This is a genomic window from Mesorhizobium sp. C264A (assembly GCF_040324515.1).
Classification (GTDB): domain Bacteria; phylum Pseudomonadota; class Alphaproteobacteria; order Rhizobiales; family Rhizobiaceae; genus Mesorhizobium.
Genome location: NZ_JAMYVY010000002.1, coordinates 1,844,043 through 1,857,667 on the forward strand (window position 1 = coordinate 1,844,043; position 13,625 = coordinate 1,857,667).

Here is a 13,625-nt window from a genome sequence, read left to right on the forward strand (position 1 = left end):
GTGAGAAGACAGGGAGGAATATCGATGAAGACATTTGACAGTAAGCAAGGCTTGCGCGCCGCCTGGCTTGGCCTTGGCGCGGCGCTGGCCATGTTCGGATTGGCGAGTGCCGCCCAGGCGGCCGACCGCAGCCTCACAATGTATTGCGCCGTCGACGAGGCCTGGTGCCGGGCGATGGCGACCACCTACCAGAAGGAGACGGGCGTCAGCGTCGACATGACCCGCATGAGCGCCGGCGAAATCTACGCCCGCCTCCGGGCCGAGAAGGACAATCCGCAAGCCGATATCTGGTGGGGCGGCACCGGCGACCCGCATCTGCAGGCGGCGGAAGAGGGCCTCACCCAGGAATACAAGTCGCCGCAACTGGCAAACTTGCGCGACTGGGCGCTGAAGCAGGCCGACAGGTCGAAGAACCGCACGGTCGGCATTTATCTCGGTGCGCTCGGTTACGGCTATAATGAGGAAGATCTGAAGCAGCGCGGGCTGACCGCGCCGGCGTGCTGGGCCGATCTGGTCAAGCCGGAATTCCAGGGCGAGATCGAGATGGCCGACCCGAATTCATCGGGCACGGCCTGGACCATGCTTGCCACCATCGTCCAGCTGATGGGCGAGGACAAGGCATTCGACTATCTCAAGCAGCTCAACAAGAACATCGCCGAATACACCAAGGCAGGGGCCGCGCCGGCACTCGCCGTCGGCAAGGGCGAGACGCTGATCGGCATCTCCTTCCAGCACGACGTCATCAACGCGGCCAAGCAGAACCCGGCGGTGAAGGTGGTTTCGCCTTGCGAGGGCACCGGCTTCGAGATCGGCTCGATGAGCATCGTGACGGGCGCCAAGCATGTCGAAGAGGCGCAGAAATTCTACGACTGGGCGCTGAGCCCGGATGCGCAGAAGCTCGCGGCGCCGAACGGCAGCTTCCAGATCCCGTCGAACACCGCCACGCCGGTGCCGCCCGAGGCGCCGGACCTCTCGAAGATCAAGCTGATCGACTACGACTTCGCCAAATACGGCTCGTCGGCCGAACGCAAGCGACTGTTGAAGAAGTTCACCGACGAGGTCCGCAATGGCGGCTGAGCGCGTTCTTTTGCGCTCACTCTAGCATCTGATCGCCGGCTGCCCTTCGCGGCAGCCGGCGCACCATCCTTTGGCAACAGAAAGACATTGAATGGCCGCGGCCGGTTCCATGGTCAGTTCCGCTCCTGGACGCAGCGCGCTCGCCTGGGTAATGGCCGCGTGGGCGAGCTTCGTGCTCTTGCCTTGGTACAAGGTCGAAGGCGGCTTCCTGTCGTTCGACTGGCTGGCACAGCCGGCGGATGCGACACCGGCCATCATCCTGGCGCTCGGTGGCCGGCCCTGGCTGTTGCCGCTTGTCCTGCCGCTTCTGCTGGCGAGCAGGCTGGTGGCGCGCAATAACCCCAAGAGCCTTGCGGTTGCAGGCGCGGCGGGCCTGCTGTGGCTGGCCATCGAAGGCTTTTCCATCATCCATTCGGGCTGGGGATTTGGCTTGCTTACCCGGATCGCCGGCACGCCGGGACCGATGCAGCCGGGGCTTGGCTGGGGCGCGGCGCTCTATGCCGTGGCGATGCTGATGTTCATCGCCGAGGCGCTCGCCGCGCGGGGATGGTGCAAGGGCGACCGTTTCGTCGTCGGCTCGCTCTCAATCGTGATTGCTTCGCTGATCCTGTTCGTCGCCTATCCGCTGCTGTCGATCCTCACCTCGGCCATCAAGGACAATGACGGCAATGTCGTGCCGGCGCTGTTCTTCGATAAGATCTTTAGCGCCAACATATGGAGCCTGCGCTGCCTCTATGGCGAGGGCTCCTGCGGCGTGGCGTGGAACACGGTGGCGATCGCAGTCCTCGTCGGCTTTTTCTGCACGGCGCTCGGCCTAGCGCTGGCGCTGATCGCGCTACGCACCAAGCTGCCGGCCAAATGGTTGCTGCGCGGCCTGTCCATCCTGCCGATCATCACGCCGCCCTTCGTCATCGGCCTGGCGCTGATCCTGCTGTTCGGCCGCGCCGGCATCGTCACCAACCTCATGTCGGTGCATCTCGGCATTCCGCGCAGCCGCTGGATCTATGGCATGGCCGGCATCACCATCGCGCAGGTGCTGGCCTTAACGCCGATCGCCTTCCTGGTTTTGGTCGGCGTGCTGCAAGGGGTCAGCCCGAGCATGGAGGAGGCGTCGCAGACCTTGCGCGCCAGCCGCTGGCGGACGTTTCGCACCGTCACCTGGCCGTTGATCCGGCCGGGCCTGGCCAGCGCCTTCCTGATCTCGTTCATCGAGAGCATGGCCGATTTCGCCAATCCGCTGGTGCTGGGAGGCAATTTCAACGTGCTGTCGACCGATATATTCTTCGCGGTGGTTGGCGCGGCGCACGACCAGGGTCGCGCGGCGGTGCTGGCGATCGTGCTGTTGATGTTCACGCTGGCAGCCTTCGTCATCCAGCGCCGCTGGATCGGCAGCCGCAGCTACGTCACCGTCGCAGGCAAGGGCGATGGCGGCGTACCGGCGACGCTGCCCAAGGCCTTGCGGATCGGCTGCTACGCCGCCGTCGTTCCGTGGCTGGTTCTGACCATCGTGGTCTACGGCATCATCCTGGGCGGCGGTTTCGTGCAATCGATCGGGCGCGACAACACGCCGACGCTCCAATATTTCCTCACCGCCTTTTCGATCGAGAAAGGCGTCAATGGCTGGTTTTTCAGCGGCTCGGCCTGGCCGTCGCTGCTGATGACCATCGGCCTTGCGCTGGTGGCGATGCCGTTCACCGCGGCGCTCGGCATCCTGACGGCCTATCTGCTCGACCGGCAGCGTTTCGCCGGGCGTACCATGTTCGAGTTCCTGGCCATGATGAGTTTCGCCATTCCCGGCACGGTGATCGGCGTCAGCTATATCCTTGCCTTCAACGTGCCGCCGGTGCAGTTGACCGGTACCGGGTTGATCATCGTCATCTCCTTCATCTTCCGTAACATGCCAGTGGCGATCCGTGCCGGGCTCGCCAATCTGGGCCAGATCGACAAGAGCCTGGACGAGGCATCGCTGACGCTTGGGGCGCGGTCTTTTGCTACCTTGCGGCGGGTGATCCTGCCGATCCTGAAGCCGGCGATCGTGACCGCGATGATCTACAGTTTCGTGCGCGCGGTGACGGCGGTCAGCGCCGTCATCTTCCTGGCGAGCGGCCGGTTCAACCTTGCCACGGTCTACATTGTCGGGCGCGCAGATGTCGGCGAATACGGCATCGCGATTGTCTATTCGGCGGTGATGATCGTCGTCATGATGGTCATCCTGATCGGCATCCAGCTGCTGGTCGGCGAACGCCGGCTCGGCCGGCGCCGGCCTGGTCCGGAAGCCGTTGTGGCAGCAATCTGATGGGGAGAAGCGGCGTGGATCAGACGGCGAAGACTGCTGCCCCGGTTGCGACGGACAGGCCAGCGGTGCGGTTCGAGGGCGTCACCAAGAAATATGGCGCGGTGATCGCCGTCGACAACGTCAGCTTCGACATCGCGCCGGCCAGCCTGGTGACGCTGCTCGGGCCCTCGGGTTGCGGCAAGACCACGACGCTCAGGCTGATCGCCGGGCTGGAACAGACCAGCACCGGGCGCATCCTGATCGACGACAAGGACGTCACCTTGCTGTCCGCCGCCGAGCGCGATGTCTCCATGGTGTTCCAGTCCTATGCGCTGTTTCCGCATATGAACGTGATGGAGAATGTTAGCTACGGCCTGCGGGCGATGGGGCTTGGCAAGGCGCAGGCAGCCGAGCGCGCCGCCGAAAAGCTGTCGCTTGTCGGCCTGTCCGGCTACGAGAAGCGCCAGCCGAGCGAATTGTCCGGCGGCCAGCAGCAGCGCGTCGCGGTGGCGCGCGCCATCGTACTGGAGCCGAAGGTGCTGCTGTTCGACGAGCCGCTGTCCAATCTCGACGCCAAGCTGCGCCGGCGGGTGCGCGACGAAATCCGCGGCCTGCAGCAAGATCTGGCGCTGACCATGGTCTATGTCACGCATGACCAGGAAGAGGCGCTCGCCGTCTCCGACCGCATCATCGTCATGAACGCCGCTCGCGTCGCCCAGGACGGCACGCCGCGCGACCTCTACAACGAGCCGACCAACCGTTTCATCGCCGACTTTATGGGCGACGCCAATCTGCTCGACGTCGAGGTGCTTTCCAGCAATGCGACCAGTGCAAGGGTCAAGGTCGGACCCTTGCTGCTCGACATGCCGGGTCGCGGTAACGCTCCGGGACCGGCGATGCTCGCTGTGCGCCCGAATGCCGTGCGAATCTTGCCCGGCCAGCCAGCGGGCACCATGAAGGGCCAGGTGGTCAAGAGCTCGTATCTCGGCGACCACATGGAATACCGCATCGCGATCAGCGATCCAGCGGTCGAACTGTTCGCGACATCGCCTGATGTCACACCCGCCGTGGCGGAAGGGACGATGGTCGGGATCGATTTCGATCCGGCGAAGATCGTGCTGATCAAAGACGATTGAACGCGCCGGGAAAGCACCTTCGAAAAAATCCAGCCTGAATGTCACACCGGCCGGACCTGCCTCGTCATGATGGCGTACCCAACACAAGGACTGCAATCATGACTGCCAAAATCGACCTCTTCGCCGCCGCCCCTGCGCTGATCAAGCAGTGGCAGCGCGCATCGACCGAACTCTCCGTCGCCGCCGGGCTCGAGCACAGCCTCAACGAGCTGGTGAAGCTTCGGGCGTCGCAGATCAATGGCTGCGCCAACTGCATCAATCTGCATGCCACCGAAGCGCGCGAGAATGGCGAGACCGAGCAGCGCATCTATCTGCTGCCGGCCTGGCGCGAAGCGCCCTGCTACAGCGACCGCGAGCGTGCTGCGCTCGGCTGGACCGATGCGCTGACGCGCCTCTCGGAAGGACAGGACCGCGAAAGCGCCTATGATGATCTTAAGGCGCATTTCACCGAGGAGGAGCAGGTGAAGCTCACCGTTTTGATCAACATCATCAATGGCTGGAACCGCATCGCCGTTGGCTTCGGGCTCTACACCGACGCAGCAACGATACGCGCCAGCGCCAAGGCGGCCTGATGACGGCGACGGCACCCGACGACGCGGCAGCGGGCTTCGGCCCGCTGCGTCCGAAGCTGATGCGGGTCGCCTATCGCATGCTGGGCTCGGTGAGCGACGCCGAGGATGTCGTGCAGGATGCCTTCATCCGCTGGATGGGGACCGACCGCTCGCAGGTTCGTGAGCCAGAAGCGTTCCTGCGCCGCACGGTGACGCGGCTTTGCCTTGACCAGCTCAAATCCACGCGGCGCCAGCGCGAGACCTATATCGGCCCTTGGCTGCCCGAGCCGATCGTCGAAGAGGACGATCTTGAAGATGTCACCTTGCCGCTGATGTTGGCGCTGGAGCGGCTTTCGCCGCTCGAGCGGGCGGCCTTTCTCCTGCACGATGTGTTCGGGCTGGAATTCGAGGAGGTCGCGACCGCCATCGAGCGCGATTCAGCCGCCTGCCGCCAGCTTGCCGCTCGCGCACGGGGCCATGTCCGCGAGGCGCGGCCCCGCTTCAAGGTGGAGAAGCAGCGTGGCCTGGAGATCGCCGAAGCCTTTTACGCGGCATCGCGCAGCGGCGACATGCAGGCGCTCGGCGCGCTGCTGACGGAAGATGTCAGCGCTCATGCCGATGGCGGCGGCAAGCGTCCGGCGGCTTTGGCGCCGGTGCTGGGCTTCGACGCCGTCATGAAGCAATACGCGCAAGTCGCGGCCTGGCTGCGCGACAATCGCTCGACGCTGGTGCGCGTCGGCTTCGTCAATGGCCTGCCGGGGTTCGTCACGCGGGAGGCCGATGGCGAATTGCAGACCACCGCGCTTGACATCGAGGACGGCAAGATCGCGGCCGTCTATGTCATGCGCAATCCCGACAAGCTCAGGCATCTGCACTAGACCTGAGATTGAATCGGGCGAAATAGCGGTTCGGCCTGCCTCCAAAGGCCGGCCTTTCCTGTGTGCGACCCGCAGGACGATGTCAGGGCCCTTTGCCGCTGCCGCCACCGACCTCTAGGATGCCTTCTCGCCGTCACGTGGCTGGATCAGGCTGCGCGCGGCGTCTGCTCCTGCCGCAAGGATGCGATCCGACAATTCCGTCCCCGCTGCCGCGCGGGCCAGCTGAAGCGTGCCTATGAGGGTCGCAAAAACGCCCAGGGCGGCGGCTTCCGGGTCCTTGGTCTGCGGAAGTACTGCAGACAACTGGCGCACCAGAACCAGCAAGCGTTCGGTATAGACTTGGCGCGTTTCGGGCGGCTGACGCGCGAGTTCCGGCAACAGGGCGGCCGACGCGCAGCCGGCTCCCGGATTGTCCCGGTGCTCAGCTGACAGATACGCCGCTATGCCCATCTCCGGACCACCGGCTGCCAATACCTCCTGCAGTTGCTGCGACTGGCTCTCCAGTGCCGCTACAAGGCTTTCACGCACAAGCTCCGCCTTGGACTGGAAATGCGGATAGAAGGCTCCGTTCGTCAGTCCGGCGTCGCCCATGATGGCTGCCAGTCCGGACGCGGCGATGCCGTCACCGCGAAAACGCTGGGCTGCGACCTCGACGATGCGATCGCGAGAGGCTTCCTTTCGGCCCTTTTCGTAGCGCATGGCGCTCTTCCTTTCTGCTATTGCATTATAGGTGTAATGTGATATTACGATCATAACTCAATCAACGGCAAAAAGCTAGCCCTCATGTCTGTGGAGTATCAAATGAGTACCCTTTCGGGAAGAACCGCAGTCGTGACCGGAGCCTCTTCGGGCATCGGCCGCGCCACTGCCGAGGCCTCGGCGCGGGCGGGGTATACCGTCTTCGGGACAAGCCGCAGCAAGGCCGGCAACGGCCCGGCTAAGGTGTCCATGCTGACCTGCGACGTGACCGACGGGGAGTCCGTCAGCGCCCTCGTTGCAACCGTGCTGGCCCAGACCGGTCGTATCGATCTGCTGGTGAACAATGCCGGTGTCGGCCTGCTTGGCGGCGCCGAGGAATCTTCGGTCGCACAGGTGCAGGTTCTGTTCGACGTCAATCTGTTCGGCGTCATGCGCATGACCAATGCGGTGTTGCCGTCGATGCGGCGCCGCGGCCAAGGGCGCATCGTCAACATCGGCTCGATTCTAGGATTGGTGCCTGCGCCATACTCAGCGCACTACTCGGCGGTCAAGCACGCGCTGGAGGGCTATTCGGAATCGCTCGATCATGAGGTTCGCGCCTTCAACATTCGCGTCTCGGTCATCGAGCCGGCATTCGTGCGCACCGTCTTCGACCAGAACGGCATCGAGCCGGATTCCCTGTTGAAGGACTACGATCAGGCGCGCGCCGGTCTCAAGGCGCTGCTTGCCGATGTGATGCCCAAAGCCGATCGGCCGGAAGTGGTGGCGGATGTGGTCGTCAAGGCAGCGACCGACGCCCGTCCGCGACGGCGCTATACCGCAGGGAAGGCAGCGCGCCAGGTCAGCCTGCTGCGCCGCTTCGCCCCCGCGGGGATGTTCGACAAGACCTTGCGCAAGCAGTTCCGCCTGCCGGTCTGAACAACGGCGGGACGGAGAATTTCACACACAAACGGCACACCAACGGACACTCTCAGAAAGTCACTGCCATGAAGGCATTCGTTGTCGATAAATATAACAAGAAAGGCATTTTGCGGCTGGCCGAGATGCCGGAGCCGGAGCTGCTGGACAATGACGTCCTGGTCGAGGTCCATGCCGCCGGGGTGAACCTGCTGGATTCCAAAATCAGGACCGGCGAATTCAAACTCGTCCTTCCCTATCGCCGGCCCTTCATCCTCGGTCACGACGTTGCCGGGAGGGTTGTCAGGGTGGGCTCGAAAGTCCGCAAATTCAAACCCAGCGACGCCGTCTATGCGCGGCCGCGCGACGGCCGGATCGGGACATTCGCCGAATTCATCGCAATCGATGAAGCCGACGTGGCGCTGAAGCCGGCGAACCTCAGCATGGAAGAGGCGGCCTCGATCCCGCTGGTCGGTCTGACCGCCTGGCAGGCTCTCATCGAGAGGGCGGGTCTGAAGACAGGCCAGAAGATCTTCATCCAGGCTGGCTCCGGCGGCGTGGGGACATTCGCCATCCAGTTGGCAAAGCACCTCGGCGCGATCGTTGCGACAACAGCGGGCGCGGCAAGCAACGATCTGGTCAGGGATCTCGGCGCCGATGTCGTCGTCGACTACAGGAAGGACGACTTCGAGAAAATCCTGTCGGGCTACGACGTCGTCCTGAACAGCCAGGACGCCAAGACGCTTGAGAAATCCCTGACTGTGCTGAAACCGGGTGGGAAGCTCATCTCGATTTCCGGTCCTCCGGATCCCGAATTTGCCAGGAAACAGGGACTGAACGTGGTGCTAAGGCTGCTGCTGCGGCTGCTGAGCCGTGGTATCAGGACCAAAGCCAAGCGCCGGGGCGTGGGATTTTCGTTCCTGTTCATGTCGGCGCAAGGTGAGCAACTGAGCAAAATCACGTCCCTCATCGAAGATGGGGCGATTCGCCCGGTCGTCGACAGGGTCTTTCCTTTTGAAGCGACCAATGAGGCGCTGGCTTACGTCGAAACAGGACGCGCCAAGGGCAAGGTCGTCGTCAAGGTCAGATAGCGCGCCCAGTTGCTTTGGGGCATTTGAGAGACACCAAAGCAAGGCAGCGCAAGGCCGACAAATTCCGAAAACGGTTCGGCATCCGATCGCCCAAACCTCAGTTGTTGCGGATTGCAACGAAGCTTGCCGCTGCCTTCAGCAAGGCTGCCTGTCCGCCGTAAGGCTCGAGCAATTCATGGGCCTGCTTGACCAGCCCATGGAGCTGGCTGCGCGCCCAGTTCGCGCCATGCAGCGCCACCAGCGTCGCCTTGCCGGCGGCTGCGTCCTTGCCGGTCGCCTTGCCCATCTGGCTGGCATCGGCGGTCAGGTCGAGCAGGTCGTCGGCAAGCTGGAAGGCAAGCCCGACCGCCGAGCCGAATTCGGCCAGCCGGTCGCGGTCCTGCGGTGCGGCGCCGGCAATGATCGCGCCGGCTTCGCAGGCGAAGCGGATCAGCGCGCCGGTTTTCATCGCCTGCAGCCGGATAATGCCGGCTTCGTCCGGCCTGCTGCGCTCGGCTTCGAGATCGAGCGTCTGCCCGCCGACCATGCCCCCAGTGCCGGCCGCGCGCGCCAGCGCCAGCACCAGCGCCGCCCTGCGCTCCGCCGGCAGCGCCGTCGCCTCATCGGCGAGGACATCGAAGGCAAGCGTCAGAAGCGCATCGCCGGCAAGGATGGCGGTGGCTTCATCGAAGGCCTTGTGCACGGTCGGCTGGCCGCGGCGCAGATCGTCGTCGTCCATGGCAGGCAGATCGTCATGGATCAGCGAATAGCAATGCACGCATTCGAGCGCCGCCGCCACGCGCATCGCCGCCTCGCCATCGGCGCCAAAAAGGGCGGCACTTTCCATGACCAGGAAGGGGCGCAGCCGCTTGCCGCCGTTCAGCACGCCATGGCGCATGGCCGCCATCAGACGCTCCGGTCGGGCGATCTCGCCGGCAAGCGTGCGGCCGTCGAGCAGCAGCCTGAGCCCGGCCTCGATCGCCGCCGCCCGCCCCAGAAGTGCGGCCTCAAAGGCCAATTGCTCGTCTTTCGTCATGGCCGGGAGCGGTAGCCGACACTCAGACGTTGCGCAAGAAGCCTCGCGCCATTATGCCGGAGGCGGGAGAGTGGCGCGGGTGGGGGCGGCTTGACGGAACCGATCGTCGATCATGAAACCGAAGGGTTTGAGATGGCGCGACCAAGGCGCGTGAACCGCGCCGGTCTGAAGCGCCTGGCACGGCGCGGCCTGGTCGTCGCCGTCGTGCTGGCGGCGATACCCGTTGGGCTGACCTTCCTCTATCTGCCGTCCGTCGTGCATCCGATATCGACCTTGATGGTCAAAGACCTCGCGACCTTCTCCGGTTACGACCGGCGCTGGGTGTCGATCGACGATGTGTCCCCGGTGCTGGCCAATTCGGTGATCATGTCGGAGGACGGGCAATTCTGCTTCCATCGCGGCATCGATCTCGGCGAATTGCGCGGCGTCGTCGACGATGCGCTGGCCGGCGAGGCGACGCGCGGCGCCTCGACCATCACCATGCAGACGGTGAAGAACCTTTTCCTGTGGTCGCGGCCGCTGGGCTCGGTGCGCAAGGTGATCGAACTGCCGCTGGCCGTCTATTTCGACGCGGTGATGTCGAAACGGCGGATCATGGAGATCTACCTCAACATCGCCGAATGGGGGCCGGGCATTTACGGCATCGAGGCGGCGGCGCAGCACCATTTCGGCGTTTCGGCCAAACAGCTGTCGCGGCGGCAGGCGGCATTGCTGGCCGTCTCGCTGCCCAATCCGATCGCCCGCAATCCGGCCAAGCCCGGTCCGGGTCTGCGGCGCCTGGCGTCGCTGATCGAACGCCGCGCCGGCCGTTCGGGCGCGTATGTCGGTTGTCTTGATTAGGTCGAACCGCTGCCGGCTCAAAAAAAATCGCCACGGTGCTGGCCAAAACGGCGCAGGGCGTGTATAGGCACCCGACTTTCTCAGATTATGGCCCTGACGCGGCCCTTTCACGAGGGCTATCGGGGCATTTTGACCATGTAGTGGAGCATATCCATGGCCGTTCCGAAACGAAAAACCTCTCCGTCCAAGCGCGGCATGCGCCGCTCGGCCGACGCTCTCAAGGCCCCGACCTATGTCGAGGACAAGAATTCCGGCGAAATGCGCCGCCCGCACCATATCGACCTGAAGACCGGCATGTATCGCGGTCGCCAGGTGCTGACGCCCAAGGAAAGCTGAGACCAGCTTTCGAAGGGTTTGAATGCCAAAAGAACCGGCCATTGGCCGGTTTTTTTGCGTTTGGTGCGCGTCGCGCCGCCAACTATGCCAAAGACCGGGCGTCCGTGGCGATACAAGCTGCGGCGGCGGTGCTGTATTGAGTGATGCCTTGTCGCGGCGCTTCCGCGCGATGATCGGCCGGCTTCAGAGGGACCGCATGACCAAGCTCACCACAGCACCGCGCGATATCTTCCAGACCTTCATGAACTTCCCGCTGGTCGAGGACCTCGATGCGCTGAAGGCGGATGTCGCCATCATCGGCATGCCTTACGGCAGTCCCTACACGATCGACGAGCTGGTCAACGACCAGACCAACGCGCCGACGGCGGTGCGGCGCGCCTCGCAGCGCATCAGCCTCGGGCTCGACCGCTATGATTTCGACATTGGCGGAACCCTGTTCGACGGGCAGGACGTCAAGGTGGTCGATGTCGGCGATGTCCCCGGCGATGCCGCCGGCGGCCACTACAGGTTGGCCGAAGCGGCGATCCGAAAGATCCGCGTCGCCGCCGCCTTGCCGATCACCATTGGCGGCGATCACGGCATTCCGATCCCGATCCTGCGGGCGCTTGACGGCGAAGGGCCGATCACCCTGGTTCAGATCGATGCCCATCTCGACTGGCGCGACAATGTCAACGGGGTCAGGGAAGGCTATTCCAGCCCCATCCGCCGCGCTTCGGAGATGGCGCATATAGCCGGGATTTTCCAGCTCGGCATCCGCGGCCAGGGCAGCGCCCGGCTCGAGGAGGTCGAGGCGGCCCGCGCCTACGGCTCCAACATCGTCACCGCCAATGAATGGCAGGATATCGGTACGGCGGCGCTGCTCAAGCGCATCCCGGACCGTGGCCGCTATTACCTGACCATCGATGCCGACGGTCTCGATCCCGCTGTCATGCCGGCGGTCGAAGGCCCGGCGCCTGGCGGCATCAGCTACCGGCAGACGATCGAACTGATCAAGGGGCTGTTCGCCAAGGGACGTGTCGTCGGCATCGACATCGTCGAGATCGCGCCGGCGCGCGACGTCAACGAGATCACCTCGATGACCGCCGGCCTTTTCATCCTCAACGCTATCGGCGCCGCCGTGCGGACAGGCCAGTTCAAGCGCTGAATCCCGGCGTGTCGGTGGTCAGCCGGGGCAACTGTGGCTGACAGGGTTGTTTCGCGCGGTCTTTTTCCGTGTTTGCGGGCGCTAGCGAAAAATCTTGACGGCGTGCCTGCGGGGCATTCTACAGAAGGTGCCCCCATTGTTTAGGCAATTCCTTGGGAAACCGCTTTCCTGGAATTGCTAGAGGAGACGCCTGATGTTCGGTGCCATCCCGCTGCTGATCGTGCCCTTCGTGGCCTACAATCTCGGACTCCTCGGAATATTCGGCAGCGGCGACGATCCGTGGGCGACCGAGATCTTCTCGTTCAGCATGATGTCGGGCGGGGTGTTCTCGATGACGCTCGGCGACCTGATGGTGGTGATCGGGCTGATCTTCCTGTTCCTCGAAATGGTGAAGTCGGTGCGCACCACGAACGCCTCGATCATGGACCATCTGTTGTCGACGCTGGTCTTCGTGGCGTTCCTGGTCGAGTTCCTGCTGGTGAAGGGCGCGGCGCACTCCGTCTTCTTCACGCTGATGGTGATCGCCCTGTTCGATGTGCTGGCCGGGTTTTCGGTGTCGATGCGGTCGGCGAGTAGAGACATAAATTTGAACTAGCCGCCTTCGTTGGATGGTCGCATCCGTTCGCGATTGGCGTGGCTGCTCTTTCTGGTCCTCCTGGGGCGAAGCAAGGAGCGAAGCGACGCGGCGCAGACCTTGGGATCCATTCCGTGAAGCTAAGGCGTTGCAACGGTTCAGAATTCTGCTCCGCTTACACTTGCGGCAAAGGTCGCGGCATGGATCCCGGGGTCTTCGCGACGGAGCTTCGCTCCTGCTTCGCCCTGGGATGACGAAGCTCCCCCTCAGCCCGGATCGGCGATGAAGCCCGCCGCTTCGATGCCGGCGATGGCGGCGGCCTCGTCATTGTCAGACGTATCGCCCGAAATTCCGACGGCGCCGATGACGGCGCCTGCCTTGTCGCGGATCAACACGCCGCCGACGACAGGCAATACGCGTCCACCCGAAACGTCCGAAATGCCGGCGACGAGATGCGGCCGCTCCTTGGCGAAAGCCTCGACACGGCGCGAGCCCATGCCGATGGCGAGCGCGCCATAGGCCTTGCCGGCCGACATTTGCGGGCGCAGGAACGAGGCGCCGTCCTGACGCTGGAAGGCGACGAGATGCGCGCCGGCATCCAGCACGGAAACGCCGAGCGGTTTGAGCTTCATCTCGGCGCCCTTGGCGAAGGCGGCGTCGATGATGTGCTTGGCTTTTTCGAGGGTCAGTGCGGTCATGGCTGTCTCCTGATCAAAACGCGTCAATCATCGACCTGACATGCGGGATGCGAAATCCCGGTTGCGGTTGAAATTGCTTCGCGCGGGAAAGCGGAATGGCGGGCATTGCTGATCGTGGCACATGGCGGATACGATCCGCCGGCATCCAGATCGGGCGTCGATGAAGAAGGCCGCGCTATTTTTTCTTGGCTCGGGGCGCTTTCTTGACCGGAACGGCAGGGGCGTTGGCGAGGTCTTCCGCTTCCTTGGCAAGGCGCAATGCCCGGAGCTTGTTGGTCTTGGCCTGGCGGGCGTCGGCCTCGGCGACATACTCCGCCATCGCCTTTTGCCGCACCGTGGCTGCCTCTTCCTGCTTCTTGAAACGCATATCTGCCCTGGCGCGGGCAGTATCCTTAGAGTTCTCGACCAAGAGCG

Annotated in this window: 15 protein-coding genes; 11 read left to right on the forward strand and 4 right to left on the reverse strand. The window is 63.9% G+C overall.

Translation table 11 applies throughout. The features are described 5' to 3' along the window. The first annotated feature begins 51 nt into the window (after positions 1-51). The 5 genes from NKL04_RS28040 (at position 52) to NKL04_RS28060 (ending at position 5,917) form a co-directional block, all read left to right on the forward strand. The gene (locus NKL04_RS28040; RefSeq protein WP_023706271.1) at positions 52-1,077 is read left to right on the forward strand and encodes an ABC transporter substrate-binding protein; all 1,026 of its coding nucleotides are present in this window, start codon (positions 52-54) and stop codon (positions 1,075-1,077) included. Between the two features lie 91 nt (positions 1,078-1,168). Then, positions 1,169-3,373 (forward strand): ABC transporter permease, encoded by a 2,205-nt coding sequence (locus NKL04_RS28045; protein WP_245271474.1) that lies wholly within the window; start codon positions 1,169-1,171, stop codon positions 3,371-3,373. A 14-nt stretch (positions 3,374-3,387) separates the two neighbouring features. Next, on the forward strand, positions 3,388-4,488 hold the full coding sequence (locus NKL04_RS28050) for an ABC transporter ATP-binding protein (RefSeq protein WP_023715038.1): 1,101 nt from the start codon (positions 3,388-3,390) through the stop codon (positions 4,486-4,488). A gap of 98 nt (positions 4,489-4,586) precedes the next feature. Further along, complete coding sequence (locus NKL04_RS28055) at positions 4,587-5,060, forward strand: carboxymuconolactone decarboxylase family protein (protein WP_023673089.1); 474 nt, start codon at positions 4,587-4,589, stop codon at positions 5,058-5,060. Then, positions 5,060-5,917, forward strand: coding sequence for a sigma-70 family RNA polymerase sigma factor (locus tag NKL04_RS28060; RefSeq protein WP_023702759.1), 858 nt, complete (start codon positions 5,060-5,062; stop codon positions 5,915-5,917). Before NKL04_RS28055 ends, NKL04_RS28060 begins: the two co-directional genes overlap by 1 nt. A 114-nt stretch (positions 5,918-6,031) precedes the next feature. Here NKL04_RS28060 and NKL04_RS28065 read toward each other — a convergent pair whose 3' ends face one another. Continuing rightward, entirely contained in the window at positions 6,032-6,616 is a 585-nt protein-coding gene (locus tag NKL04_RS28065) for a TetR/AcrR family transcriptional regulator (protein ID WP_023702758.1), read from the reverse strand. 102 nt (positions 6,617-6,718) lie between these two features. Here NKL04_RS28065 and NKL04_RS28070 point away from each other — a divergent pair, with 102 nt between their 5' ends. Together NKL04_RS28070 and NKL04_RS28075 are read left to right on the forward strand one after the other, a co-directional pair. Continuing rightward, on the forward strand, positions 6,719-7,534 hold the full coding sequence (locus tag NKL04_RS28070; RefSeq protein WP_031209838.1) for an oxidoreductase: 816 nt from the start codon (positions 6,719-6,721) through the stop codon (positions 7,532-7,534). A gap of 68 nt (positions 7,535-7,602) precedes the next feature. After that, positions 7,603-8,604: an NADP-dependent oxidoreductase gene (locus tag NKL04_RS28075; RefSeq protein ID WP_023702756.1), complete on the forward strand. Its 1,002-nt coding sequence runs from the start codon at positions 7,603-7,605 to the stop codon at positions 8,602-8,604. A 97-nt stretch (positions 8,605-8,701) separates the two neighbouring features. Here the strand turns inward: NKL04_RS28075 and NKL04_RS28080 are convergent, their stop codons facing one another. Further along, the gene (locus NKL04_RS28080) at positions 8,702-9,619 is read right to left on the reverse strand and encodes a polyprenyl synthetase family protein (RefSeq protein ID WP_023684007.1); all 918 of its coding nucleotides are present in this window, start codon (positions 9,617-9,619) and stop codon (positions 8,702-8,704) included. A gap of 132 nt (positions 9,620-9,751) precedes the next feature. On the opposite strand from NKL04_RS28080, the gene NKL04_RS28085 reads away from it, so the two are divergent. From NKL04_RS28085 to NKL04_RS28100, 4 genes are all read left to right on the forward strand, one after another. After that, positions 9,752-10,459, forward strand: coding sequence for a transglycosylase domain-containing protein (locus NKL04_RS28085; RefSeq protein WP_050593574.1), 708 nt, complete (start codon positions 9,752-9,754; stop codon positions 10,457-10,459). Between the two features lie 153 nt (positions 10,460-10,612). Beyond that, complete coding sequence (rpmF, locus tag NKL04_RS28090) at positions 10,613-10,795, forward strand: 50S ribosomal protein L32 (RefSeq protein WP_008834724.1); 183 nt, start codon at positions 10,613-10,615, stop codon at positions 10,793-10,795. 196 nt (positions 10,796-10,991) lie between these two features. Further along, positions 10,992-11,939 (forward strand): agmatinase, encoded by a 948-nt coding sequence (locus tag NKL04_RS28095; protein WP_023701309.1) that lies wholly within the window; start codon positions 10,992-10,994, stop codon positions 11,937-11,939. Between the two features lie 193 nt (positions 11,940-12,132). After that, complete coding sequence (locus tag NKL04_RS28100) at positions 12,133-12,534, forward strand: hypothetical protein (RefSeq protein WP_023670154.1); 402 nt, start codon at positions 12,133-12,135, stop codon at positions 12,532-12,534. Positions 12,535-12,779: 245 nt separating this feature from the next. Here NKL04_RS28100 and NKL04_RS28105 read toward each other — a convergent pair whose 3' ends face one another. Together NKL04_RS28105 and NKL04_RS28110 are read right to left on the reverse strand one after the other, a co-directional pair. After that, on the reverse strand, positions 12,780-13,211 hold the full coding sequence (locus tag NKL04_RS28105; RefSeq protein ID WP_023701310.1) for a GlcG/HbpS family heme-binding protein: 432 nt from the start codon (positions 13,209-13,211) through the stop codon (positions 12,780-12,782). A 175-nt stretch (positions 13,212-13,386) separates the two neighbouring features. Further along, positions 13,387-13,620, reverse strand: a complete 234-nt coding sequence (locus NKL04_RS28110) for a hypothetical protein (RefSeq protein ID WP_023684002.1) — start codon at positions 13,618-13,620, stop codon at positions 13,387-13,389. Positions 13,621-13,625: the final 5 nt, after the last annotated feature.

Excerpts from the sequence above, each read along its gene's own strand:
- NKL04_RS28070 (WP_031209838.1), top strand. The coding sequence starts at position 6,719 with ATGAGTACCCTTTCGGGAAGAACCGCAGTCGTGACCGGAGCCTCTTCG.
- NKL04_RS28080 (WP_023684007.1), bottom strand. The coding sequence starts at position 9,619 with ATGACGAAAGACGAGCAATTGGCCTTTGAGGCCGCACTTCTGGGGCGG.
- NKL04_RS28085 (WP_050593574.1), top strand. The coding sequence starts at position 9,752 with ATGGCGCGACCAAGGCGCGTGAACCGCGCCGGTCTGAAGCGCCTGGCA.
- NKL04_RS28075 (WP_023702756.1), top strand. The coding sequence starts at position 7,603 with ATGAAGGCATTCGTTGTCGATAAATATAACAAGAAAGGCATTTTGCGG.
- NKL04_RS28045 (WP_245271474.1), top strand. The coding sequence starts at position 1,169 with ATGGCCGCGGCCGGTTCCATGGTCAGTTCCGCTCCTGGACGCAGCGCG.
- NKL04_RS28095 (WP_023701309.1), top strand. The coding sequence starts at position 10,992 with ATGACCAAGCTCACCACAGCACCGCGCGATATCTTCCAGACCTTCATG.
- NKL04_RS28055 (WP_023673089.1), top strand. The coding sequence starts at position 4,587 with ATGACTGCCAAAATCGACCTCTTCGCCGCCGCCCCTGCGCTGATCAAG.
- NKL04_RS28060 (WP_023702759.1), top strand. The coding sequence starts at position 5,060 with ATGACGGCGACGGCACCCGACGACGCGGCAGCGGGCTTCGGCCCGCTG.
- NKL04_RS28100 (WP_023670154.1), top strand. The coding sequence starts at position 12,133 with ATGTTCGGTGCCATCCCGCTGCTGATCGTGCCCTTCGTGGCCTACAAT.
- NKL04_RS28065 (WP_023702758.1), bottom strand. The coding sequence starts at position 6,616 with ATGCGCTACGAAAAGGGCCGAAAGGAAGCCTCTCGCGATCGCATCGTC.
- NKL04_RS28105 (WP_023701310.1), bottom strand. The coding sequence starts at position 13,211 with ATGACCGCACTGACCCTCGAAAAAGCCAAGCACATCATCGACGCCGCC.
- rpmF (WP_008834724.1), top strand. The coding sequence starts at position 10,613 with ATGGCCGTTCCGAAACGAAAAACCTCTCCGTCCAAGCGCGGCATGCGC.